At 68.4% G+C, this 10,638-nt stretch carries 7 protein-coding genes; 3 read left to right on the top strand and 4 right to left on the bottom strand.

All coding sequences use genetic code 11. From position 1 onward, the window contains the following. Window positions 1-268 precede the first annotated feature (268 nt). The 3 genes from AB0N07_RS38720 to AB0N07_RS38710 all read right to left on the bottom strand — a co-directional run bounded on the left by AB0N07_RS38720 (window position 269) and on the right by AB0N07_RS38710 (window position 5,114). Window positions 269-2,491: an alpha-L-fucosidase gene (locus AB0N07_RS38720; RefSeq protein ID WP_365843493.1), complete on the bottom strand. Its 2,223-nt coding sequence runs from the start codon at window positions 2,489-2,491 to the stop codon at window positions 269-271. A 974-nt stretch (window positions 2,492-3,465) separates the two neighbouring features. Continuing rightward, window positions 3,466-4,074 (bottom strand): hypothetical protein, encoded by a 609-nt coding sequence (locus AB0N07_RS38715; RefSeq protein ID WP_365843491.1) that lies wholly within the window; start codon window positions 4,072-4,074, stop codon window positions 3,466-3,468. A gap of 68 nt (window positions 4,075-4,142) precedes the next feature. Beyond that, the gene (locus AB0N07_RS38710; RefSeq protein WP_365843489.1) at window positions 4,143-5,114 is read right to left on the bottom strand and encodes a phosphotransferase; all 972 of its coding nucleotides are present in this window, start codon (window positions 5,112-5,114) and stop codon (window positions 4,143-4,145) included. A gap of 762 nt (window positions 5,115-5,876) precedes the next feature. Here AB0N07_RS38710 and AB0N07_RS38705 point away from each other — a divergent pair. The 3 genes from AB0N07_RS38705 to AB0N07_RS38695 are packed head-to-tail and all read left to right on the top strand — an operon-like array spanning window position 5,877 to window position 8,933. Continuing rightward, window positions 5,877-6,209 (top strand): hypothetical protein, encoded by a 333-nt coding sequence (locus AB0N07_RS38705; protein WP_365843487.1) that lies wholly within the window; start codon window positions 5,877-5,879, stop codon window positions 6,207-6,209. Window position 6,210: 1 nt separating this feature from the next. Then, a complete protein-coding gene (locus AB0N07_RS38700; protein ID WP_365843485.1) occupies window positions 6,211-7,245 on the top strand; it encodes a hypothetical protein in 1,035 nt (344 codons plus the stop codon). Beyond that, window positions 7,242-8,933 (top strand): hypothetical protein, encoded by a 1,692-nt coding sequence (locus tag AB0N07_RS38695; protein ID WP_365843483.1) that lies wholly within the window; start codon window positions 7,242-7,244, stop codon window positions 8,931-8,933. Before AB0N07_RS38700 ends, AB0N07_RS38695 begins: the two co-directional genes overlap by 4 nt. On the opposite strand, the gene AB0N07_RS38690 is transcribed toward AB0N07_RS38695, so the two are convergent. Continuing rightward, entirely contained in the window at window positions 8,914-10,617 is a 1,704-nt protein-coding gene (locus AB0N07_RS38690; protein WP_365843481.1) for an APC family permease, read from the bottom strand. The two genes, AB0N07_RS38695 and AB0N07_RS38690, sit on opposite strands and share 20 nt — an antisense overlap. Between the last annotated feature and the right edge of the window lie 21 nt (window positions 10,618-10,638).

The raw sequence follows: 10,638 nt of genomic DNA, 5'->3' as shown, positions 1-10,638 counted from the left end.
CCGAGGACTCGCGCCCGCGACCAGCCCGAGCACCCCGACCAAACCGCACACCAGCCCCTCCGACCTGCACGTTCGAAGATGGCGAAGGCTCCTTGTACTCGTAGGTGTAGCCGTTGCTCATGCCTGCGTGCCCTCCGGTGTGTTGTTGCACTGCCCAGGGCCAGCCAATCATGCTGCGAGGCTGGTCACACCTGCGGGACGACTCGGACTTCCGATGCGCGTCGGCGGGGGCCGGAGCGGCTGCCCCGGCCCCCGCCCCTCTGCCCGCTCAGACCTTGGTGAAGGTCCACTGCACGTTGGTACTGCTGTTCCCGGACCACTGCTTGGTCACGGAGCCCGAGGGCACGGCGCCGCCGCCGTCGAGGACGAGGCCGGTGGCGCGGTTGAGGATCCAGTACCTGTTGCCGCCCTGGTACCTGAGCTGCCACTGCTGACTGTTGCCACCGGTCCAGGGCGCCTCCAGGGCGGGGGACCCGTTCGTGGTGGCGCCCCCGCCGTCGGCGACCATACCGTTGGCGCGGTTGACCAGCTTGTAGTAGCCGTTGCCGAGCTCGACGACCTGCCACTGCAGGTTGGTGCTGCCGTTCCAGGTCCACTGCTTGAGGTTGGAGCCGCTCGGGACGTTCCCGCCGCTGTCCAGCACCAGCCCGTCGGTGACGTTGGTGATCCTGAACCATGCGGAGGGGTCGAGCTGTACCTTCATCGACACGACGGCGTCGTTGTTGCCGGTGACACGCAGGTCGGCGTTGTCGGCGTTGAAGGTCCAGGCGGTGCCGGTGAAGTTGTCACCGGAGTAGCCGATGATCTGGTAGCCGGGGGCAGGCTTCAGCGAGGACAGGCTGCGGCTGGGCAGGCCCGCGAGCGACAACTGGTCGGCGGTGTAGGAGCCGAGCTGGAGCAGGGAGGAGCCGCCCGAGTAGTTGACGTCCTGGTAGACCACGGCCCCGGACAGTGGCTGCAGGGCGGGGATCTGGCCGGAGAAGGTCAGCTTCACGACGTAGGCCAGGGCGGAGAACGGCGCCGACGACGACGGCAGGGTCACGTGCAGCCCGGCCGAGTCCTGCGTCGGCGTGGGCAGGTTCGTGTAGGTGCCGGCGGTGGAGTTCAGCAGCTTCGCCGAGGTCAGGGAACTGACGTTGATCCGGGCCGAGTCGAGTGTCGATATCGTCAGTGTGCTGCCCGGCCAGCCGAGGACCGTGGCGTACAGGACGGTGTTGTTCTTGTTCCGGGTGAAGCGGATGTCCTGTGCCGTTCCGACCTGCGGGGCGGTGAAGGCGCCGCCGCCCATGTGGGTGGGGCCTTCGCCGTACGTGGTCCAGGCCCGGGTCGAGTAGACCGACTCGCCGAAGCGGCGCAGGTAGTCGCCGATGCCGAGGAGGATGTCCTTCTGGGCCTGGGGGACGGTGCCGTCCGCCATCGGGGCGATGTTGAGCAGCATGTTGCCGTTCTTGCTGACCCGGTCGATCAGTGAGTGCAGCATCTGCTGGGTGCTGTAGTAGCCGATGCCGTTCGTGTAGCACCAGCTGGAGCTGGAGATGCTGTCGTCGGTGAGCCAGTAGGGGGCGGTGATGTCCCCGGGGCCGCCGCGCTCGTAGTCGAAGACCTCGCCGTGGCCGTTCAGGCCGTCCTTGTAGGTGGCGACGACTTCGCGGCCCCACGCCTGGGCCTGGTTGTAGTAGTACGACAGGAAGTTCAGGAGTTGCGTCTGGTCGACCTTGTTGAGGTCGAAGTCCTGCCAGATGATGTCGGGCTTGGCGAGGTCGATGACCTCCTTGAGCTTGTCGTACCACAGCTGGTTCTCGGCCGCGGTGCCCAACTGCCCGTACAGCTTCTGCAGGCTCGGGTCGGACTGCGCGGGCACGTGGTCGTAGTAGCCGTTGAAGTGGAACGCATGGTGCATGGCCACCAGGAGCTTCAGCCCCTTGGCGCGGATGGAGTCGGTGAACAACTGGAGCAGGTTGAGCCGGGGGCCCTTGGCGGCCGAGTTCCACTCGTTGGCCGAGCTGTTCCACATGGAGAATCCGTCGTGGTGCTCGGCGACCGGGCCGGCGAACCGGGCGCCGGCGTCGACGAAGAGCTGCGCCCACTCGTCCGGGTCGAAGTTCCCGCCCGCGGACTTCAGTTTCGGGGCGAACTTGTTGAAGTTGCCGTTCAGGTCGTTCGCGCCGTTGATGAAGTTGTGGTACGGCCACGCCGACGGGTCGCCGAACGTGGCGATGTGGTGCTGGTTGCACGTATCGCCGCTGATGTACATGCGGCGCGGATACCACTCGTTCCCATAGGCCGGCACGCTGAACACACCCCAGTGGTAGTAGATGCCGAACTTGGCGTCCTTGAACCACTCGGGAGCCGCGGTGTGCTGGTCGACCGAGGCCCACGTGGGGGTGTACGTGGTCGCGGCCCGGGCGGCGCCGGCGGCGAGGACGTTGCCTGCGACCGCAGTCGCCGCGACACCCGTGGCGCTCGCCAGGAACTGGCGTCTGTTGATCATGGTGGTACCTCCGTCAGAGCTGTGGTGGGAGACCTGGGCCGGTGGTCAGTGGCGAGCACTTCCGGTGGCGGGAGCACGACGAGCGCGACGCACCCCGGACCGGACACGGTCGGCAGGTGGCTGACCCGGCGCCATGGCCTACGGGCGACGAAGTCCGCGGCACAAGCGGGTGGATGGAGCGCGTCACCGGCTGCGAACGGCAACGGGCTGTGCGGACTCCAGGGAGTTCGTGGCAGAGCAGCTTCCCGACGACATGTCCTCACTCCGTTCCCGTACGGCAGCACCACCGCGTGACCCTTTCGGCTGCGGGACTTCTCGGAGACCCGTGAGCCGCGTGGTGCCGGATGTCACGCATGAAATTGCGGCACTCGCCCAGCTCATGTCAACGGTCGTGCAGGGATGAAAGCAGTCACTCAACTGGGACTTGGTTCCTCTTTATGGGATATTCTGCCGATTAATCCCTCGATAGACATGGTATGTTTAACCGTCAGGCGTCAGCGGTCCCGGACCGGTTGGCGTGCCGGGAGGCACCGGTCCTTCGGGTCTGCCGAGTTGGCCGGCGTCGACGCGCGCCGGCGGGTCTGTTCGAGTCTGAGTCGGGTGCGGTCGAGGAACTTCAGCAGTACGCGATGCTCGAGAGGGTCCACCGTCCCGCGGAGGTCATCTCGCTCGTCGAGAAGAGGTGGGACGGCAGGGTCGTCGCCACGCAGCCTGCCGTCAGAACGGTGTGCACCGCGGACAGAGACGTTGCCAGAAGCGTGCGGAGGTGCGGGGGCCTGCGCCTGGGAGCAACTCTGGTCCCGTCCCCGCCGATTCCGCGGCGGTCGCGAAGGCGGGAGTTCCTCGACGCATTCGCCGACACCGCCGGACCGGCGCCCGCCCGCGACCTCTGTGAGCGCCTCGATCTCGCCGTCACGCCGAAGCACATCGAGAACACCCGGCACCATCAGCCCATGTAGCCCGAGGTGATTGGTCTATCGCGCCCAGCGTCTCATGGTCGGCGCGGTGCCGATCAGGCACTCGATGTCGGTCGGGAAGCCAACGAGGGCGTAGGCGGTCAGACGCAGGTGGCCCTCAAGGCAGACCAGGTTGTCCTGCCTCTCGCCGACCAAAATGAGTGGCGGAAACCGCTCGCCTCTGATGAGCGCCCGGGCTGCGGCGACGAACGGTTCGTTGGGCACGTCGAACGCCCGCAGCCCTGTCTTGATGCGTGCGGCCGCGTCGGTCGGCTGACGGCTGCCACCCGACAGTTCGACCCAGTAGGAGTAGTCGATGTGGCGAACGCCGGCCGCCTCGTCGGCGGACAGGAGTGCCCTGGTCCACGTGACCTGATCGGGGAAGTTCTCGAACAGGTCGCGGTTCTCGCCGTACCCGCGCGTCGCAGCGAGCAGAGCGCGACGAGCGAAGTTCGCTCCAGTGTCGGAGAGGTCTGGTTGCGTCAGCAACTCCTCGGTCTGCTCGGCTACCGCCAGATGGGAACGGAGGTTCTGGCCGAACCTCTGGCTGGACAGCTCGCCGATCAAGAAGCAGGCGACCATCTCGTCCTCACTGCTCTTGCTCAGTACCTGCACGACCGTCAGCATAGAGTCGGCCTCGTTCGCCCGGCACCGGCCGGGCAATTCCGTCAGGGTCGTGCCCGGACCGCCTTGGCTCAGGCCGGCGCGTCCATCAGGGATGTGACGTAGGCATCCAGCCGCTCCTCCACGGCTCGTGTCGTCAGCTCGGTCCGTCCTGCCTTGCACCACGGTTGTGCCACCCACTGCACTTCCTCCGAGAAAGCAAGTGGCGCCCGCACCTGCCAGTACAGCCGTTCGTCCGCGGCCGCGGCCAGCATCCCGCCGGCCTGCCGGTATGCCTCGGTGAAGCGCAGGCCCCACGCCGGGCCGTGCAGCAGCGCGAGAGTGGTGGAGCAGTGCGCCACGTCGAGGTCCGCCGGCCCCCAGGAGGCCGCCGCCCAGTCGACGACGCCGGTGATTCGGGCACCGGCGGCACCGGCCGCGTCCTCGGGCGGCAGGTCGAACAGCACGTTGCCGGGCTGGAAATCCCGGTGCAGGAAGCGTCCTTCATAGCGCGGTGCGGGCCTGCGGATCACGTCGATCGCGGCGGCCCAGACCGCGATGTCGGCGTGCGCGGGGGTCACGACGGTGTCGGCGGTCGTCAGTGCCACGTACTCCCGGGGCCGGATGGCCGGCCGCACCAAGTGGACCGCCACGAGTTGACGGGCCAGCAGGGGCAAGCGGGTCTCCAGCCCCTCGTCATCGAAGACCGCTCGGCCCGGCAGGTAGGTCATGAGGAGCGAGGGGTACTCGCAGTGCGCGGCGGTCGGATCGACGGCGACGAGTCCGGGAGCCGGCACGCCGGTGCCGGTCAGCGTGGTCAGGGCGTCGGCCTCCCTGTGCAGGAGGTCCTCGGCCGGCCCCTGCCGGGTCGGGGCGACGAAGGAGCGCAGCACCAGACGCCGGGTGACTCCGTCCCGCGTGCCGATGGTCAGCCTCCGCATGTCGGCGGTGGCGCCGCCGTGCAGCGTTTCCGCCCCGACGATCCGCTCGCCGGCCTTCAGGTGCCGACGCACCCAGGCCAGTGTCAACGGTCGGACAGCCGCCGCCTCAACATGATTGGTCACCGTGCCACCTCATCATCCGGACGGCGGCACGCGCGAGCCACCACCGCGACAAGCCCCAAGTGACACCTGTTGCCGCCCGCCTGCGGCTGCTCGGCGTGGACGTCTGGCTTGATTCATGGAAGGTCCGACTTGGGGATCGGATTCCCGGCGCACTTGCTGGGGTCGGCCGTTGGGCCGAGCCGCTTTCGCCCTTCAAGCGTGCGGCCGACGCCGGCCACGAGATGGCCTTCGGTATCGGAGCTGAACTGGCTGTGAAGTGGAGGACTCGAGCAAGCTGCAACGTGATCGGAGCCATTCGCGACGGCCGGACGGCCGTTCGCCTCGGCCGCATATCTCGACATCCTCATGGCGGCAGTAGCCTTATGATGACGCGCTGCGCTGGTGTCTGGAGCCCGAGAGGCACGTGGACCTGGCGGTGCTTCACAGGGCCGCCGGGCTGCTGACCGCGTCGGGGCGCGAGAACGAGGCGCTGAGTTGGCTGGGCTCCTTGGCCGAGCAGGGACACGTCTTCGCCTCCTGGCGCATGGCAGTTCTTCCAGCCAGTCACAGGGGCGCCGAGCGCGGAGGGGGCCAGCCTCCCGTACCCCCTGGGTCCCGCGTCCAGGCGCTCGTCTCGGCCCCGCCGGAGCGGGTCGGACACGCCCCAAACACGCAACCGACACACTACTGACGCTCCGTCAACTATCTGAGCGGCCAGGGCAGGTCTTGCCATCATGAGTACTCTGGTCGGGTACTGGTCTTCCTCGATGTGGGGGCGCGAGCGTGGCAACCAGGATCTCGGTGTCCGTGAAGGGGCTGTTCGGGCTGGACGAGCCCGAGCGCCTTCTGGACGAGCTTGCTGCCAGGACGCGGCTGTCGTGGCACCGGCAGGAAGTCGACCAGGGAAAGAACCTCGGCGGGATCGTCGAGATCGTCCTCATCGCGGTGGTCACCAAGACCGCCGACATGACGGTGGAGGCTGCCGTCCAGGCCGTGAAGGACGTCATCGGGCGCTGGCGCGAGGAGAGGCTGGACCCTCCCGAGGCGTCGATCCGGACCCACCCCGAACCGCAGAGCGACGATGGGGCGACGGACGCGGAAGGGCTGGACGGCTGACATGGCATCTCGGGCGCTCGTCATCGGAGCGGGGAAGTTCGCCGACCCGGAGATCGGCAGCTGGGACGAGATCACCGAGAGTGCCCGGCGGTACCTGGAGGTCCTGAGCAGCGACGCGATGTGGGGACCGGGAGCATGCCGCATCCTCACCGACGAAGAGCTGCAGACGGCCGACGGTGTCATGACCGCGCTGCAGGAGACGGCCGACGCGACGGGCCCCGACGACACCCTCCTCGTGGTCTACGTGGGCCACGGCAAGTACTGGAGCGATCTCCCCGTCAGCGACCAGGTCCACTTCGCCGTGGGCTCCTCTTACAAGGACAGGCCCTGGACCTGGCTGTCCAGCTGGTACGTCTACCGCGTCATGCGCAAGGCCGACGCACGGCTCAAGGTCCTCATCGCCGACTGCTGCTTCTCGGGCCGGCTGCCCCACCTCGGGGGCGAGTCGGTCCTGCCCGGCATCCTGGGCGAGCGCGACCAGGGCACGTGCGTCTTCACCGCTCTCAAAGACGAACGCGAGTCCTACGCACCCGCAGCCGGCTGCACCAAGCTGCCGACGCGATTCGCCGGCTGCACGCCGTTCAGCGGACATCTACTGAAGGTGCTCGAGCAGGGCACGAGGGACGACACGGACGAGCTCACCATCGGCCACCTGCGGGAGGCCGTCCGGACCGAGATGGAACGGTGCCCGACAGGGCACAAGGCGCCGAGGATGTCCCTCAACAACGCCCGGGAGAGCACCCCGCTGTTCACCAACCGGATGGACGAGGGCGAACGCCGCGCGCGTCCGGCGCCCGTCGAGCCCGCGGAATGGGCCAGGCTCCTGAAGGTGGACCGCCTCTCGCCCCTCGCGGACCTGCTGAAGGACGAACACATGACCGGCGATGTCGTCCGTCACCTGAGCAGCCTCACCGACCCGGAGAGCCAGGACCTCGCGGCGGACATAGACGCCAAGGCCAACGAGTTCTTCGTCGAGCCCGACACCTTCGCCCGCTACTGGAGCCACGTGGAGCCGACACGGTCACCCCAGGCATGACGGACGGCCAGGAGGCGGCGGAGCCCAAGCACAGCCCCGAGTCATGGATCCAGCGGTACAAGTGGACCTCCACCTGCTCGGTCGAAACCTTCGTGAGCCGCATGAAGTCCTTCCGCGAAGGCCGGGCGACGATGCAGCCACAGCCCGCCAACGCGGTCCGGGCCCTGCACGCCTTCGCCGTCCTGCGCCGCATCGACGAACTCGTCCAGTCGGCAAGGAAGTTCGACCACCCTCAGGACGCCATCAACATGCTGGCCGTGGCGGCACTGTGCCGGGAGCCGTGGGAAGCGGCGGCTCTGGCGGTGGAGCAGTACGACACCGAGCTCCGGGAGGAAGGAGACATGCGAGCCACTCCGTACACCGACGGCATCATCCACGACGTCGCATGCCAGCGGACCGCCGTGGACGTCGCGACGTTCATCCGAAAGTGTAGCGAATCGGACAGGCCGCAGCTGGTGGACAAGACGCTGGACGCGTTCATCAGGCCGAGCTCGGGGCGCACGCACCTCGACAAGGCGCTGCTCCACATCGCGCTGCGCGGTGAGGGATGCGACGACGCGGCCGGAGACCTCCTGCACAGGACGCTCCAGGCGATCGACAAGAACGGTGCCACCGGGACCGCCGAAGCCGATCCGGCGGAGTTCCGCGACCTGGTCGGCTCACTGCGCCGGCTCAGCCCCTCGGAGCGGATCCTGGAGAAGTGGGTCGACAAACAGCTGGACGTGCCGGATCACGTGCCGCCCACCAGACGTATCGTCGCGGCGCTGATCGCCGGCGCGCAGGACGGCGAGGACACGCTCGCCGAACACGTCGGCACACGGTTGTCGGAGAATCATGTCGCCGGGATCTGCAGCCACCTGACCAAAGAGGCGCCCTCGAAATGCCGACTGATCCGGGAGCACGTCGCGGCACGCGTCAATCTCGACGACCTGGCCAGGATCGTCAAGGAATGGCACCGTCCCGACGGGGTCCTGGCCGGGACGACGAAAGACCTGCTCGCCGACGTCGTGGCTCGGGGCGGGGCCGGGAGGGCCGGACCGCGACCGGTGGCCGACCTCGAGTCCCTGGCCACGGCCCTGGGCAATGTCAACGCGGATCCCGAGTGCAGGCGGCTGCTCTGGAACGCGGCGGCCGCCCACACCGAGGGCCGCTCAGGAGCGGACCTGGCACACCTGCTGTGCAAGGTCGAGCAGTCGTCCGACCGCCGTCGCGCGGAACGCACCATCGCCCGGCGCCTCGCCGTCCACCTCCTCAAGGAGGACGCCGAAGCCGACCTGTTCGTCGACTACGTCGACACGCTGCGCACATCCTCCGGCGCAGGCGCCGAGACCGCTGTGCACCTCGCCCGAAAGGAGCTGGCCGACCCGTCCGTGGCCGACTGGGCCCAGGGATCGGCCAGGATCGTCGGGAAGATCGTCGCCGGGCTCTACGACCGGCGGCTGATGCGCGACGGCGAGGACCTGCTCGAACGCTGTCTGGAGAACGAGCAGCTCATCACCCCCGAGGACGTGTGCGTGATCGTCCGGCAGTTGCGCGACAGTGCGATGCCCGAGGAGGCAAGGTTCCTCGTGCTGCGGGCCACGGTCGGCCGCTGGTCCGACGCACTGCACCGTGACCAGACGGTCGACGAGCTGAAGGACCAGGGATTCGACGCGGAGGCCGCCCAGGTCATTCGCTCGCTGCGTTGACCGGAGTGCGCGACGGCCCGGCCTGCGTGGCCCAGTCCGCCGGTCTGGGAAGCAGCGGGGCCACTTCGCCCATGTAGCGGTTCGACAGCACCACCAGGCCCCAGAACGCCGCGCAGGCCGCGACGACGACCAGACAGCCGCCGGAGATCTTGGCGGTGCGCCCGGTGGAACCCCACACCGTGAACAGCAGCAGAGCCAGCAGGTAACCGATCAGTACCAGGGCGGCCTGAGCGGCCGGACGGGTGCGCCACTCCCGGAACGCCGTCACGTGCTCCTTGGCGTCGTAGAACCGTCCCAGCGCGGGCCGCCGCCGGGACAGCACCGGGAGCCCCAGCAGCAGGACGCATCCCGCCGCCAGCGTCGCCATGGCGCGCAGCACGTTGCCTTCGCCCGCCAGGTACAGAATCAGCCCTATCAGTACGAAGGCCAGCACAGCCAGACCCACCCGAAGCCTGCGCCGCCCGGAGGAACACTCGGGCAGGCGGTCCCCCAGCGCCACCAGCACCACACCCGGCACGGCGTAGACGACCAGGGCCAGCACTCCTATGACGGACGTCAGGGATCCCCAGTCCCCGCGGAACGCAACCAGCAGGACCACCCCGACGACGAAGTCCACCAGCAGCACCAGCCAGTACACGTCGTACCGTCCCCGCAGGGACGCGTTACGGCTCGTCTGCAGCCCCCGGTGCGTCAGATGGGCCCGGCTCAGCGCTGCCACCTCACGGGTGAGCGAGTGAGCGAAGACGAGCCCCGCGCCCATCGGCGAGGCGACCGCATCGATCTGGATCACCCACAGCAGCACGTTCATCTGCGCGGCCATCGCGAACTGGCCCCACGGAGTCTGGAGGCTGTTGCCGGTCAGCGCCCCGACGTGGTTGCCGTAGACGAACTGGAGCGCCGTGTACAGCACGGTCGAGCCGACGATCGTGCCGAAGACCGCCCAGCGCAGCCGGGCCGACTCGCCCATGCCTCGGCGCTTGATGTTCCCGGCGAAGTCCAGCGGCCCCTGGAAGCCCACATAGGCGAAGATCACGCCACCGTCGACGACGGCGGCCAGTGCCCCGCTCACGCTCGGTTGCGGATGCCGCGCGGTCACGCCGGTGCCGTCGAGCTGGGATGCGGAGACCAGCAGCAGTACGCAGGTGAGGACGGGGACGGCCACCTTCGCCACCGTCAACGCGGAGTTGAAGGCGAAGAAGATCCGCGGGACCAGTAAGTTCACCGCGCAGATGAGCGCGGTGAAGGCGATCGTGCAGATCCAGTACGGGGTGCGCGCGGGGTCGTGGAGTCCCGGGAACTTCCAGGCGAGTCCATTGGTCATGGCGATCGCTTCGCCGGCCGCGTTGGCGGCGTACAGGATCCACAGGCCCGCCGCGACCACCGTCGCCACCAGCGGGCCACTGCTCTGCAGGGGAAGGAACACCAGGCCGCCAGTCTTGGGCGCGGCTGTTCCCAGCTCCACCATGACCCAGGCGATCAGCAGCGTCAGCAGACCGCCGAGGAGCCAGGACAACCAGGCGTACGACCCGGCCCGCTCATACGCCTTGCCCGGGCCGATCAGCCAGCCGGAACCGATCACCCCGCCGGCCGCAAGGCCGACCAGGTGGTAGACCGACAACCGCCGCCGTTCGTCCTCGGGTCTCGCGACAAGTCCCCCGGTACGCTTCGACCTTTGCAGACTCATCGGCCCCCTCGTATAGCCCCG

Origin of the sequence: Streptomyces sp. NPDC051172, assembly GCF_040682555.1 — a bacterium.
GTDB lineage: Bacteria > Actinomycetota > Actinomycetes > Streptomycetales > Streptomycetaceae > Streptomyces.
This window is presented reverse-complemented; position numbering and strand designations above follow the sequence as displayed.

What these genes read in the sequence shown, in the direction of transcription:
- AB0N07_RS38700 (WP_365843485.1), top strand. Translation starts at nt 6,211, where the DNA reads ATGGCATCTCGGGCGCTCGTCATCGGAGCGGGGAAGTTCGCCGACCCG.
- AB0N07_RS38715 (WP_365843491.1), bottom strand. Translation starts at nt 4,074, where the DNA reads ATGCTGACGGTCGTGCAGGTACTGAGCAAGAGCAGTGAGGACGAGATG.
- AB0N07_RS38720 (WP_365843493.1), bottom strand. Translation starts at nt 2,491, where the DNA reads ATGATCAACAGACGCCAGTTCCTGGCGAGCGCCACGGGTGTCGCGGCG.
- AB0N07_RS38695 (WP_365843483.1), top strand. Translation starts at nt 7,242, where the DNA reads ATGACGGACGGCCAGGAGGCGGCGGAGCCCAAGCACAGCCCCGAGTCA.
- AB0N07_RS38690 (WP_365843481.1), bottom strand. Translation starts at nt 10,617, where the DNA reads ATGAGTCTGCAAAGGTCGAAGCGTACCGGGGGACTTGTCGCGAGACCC.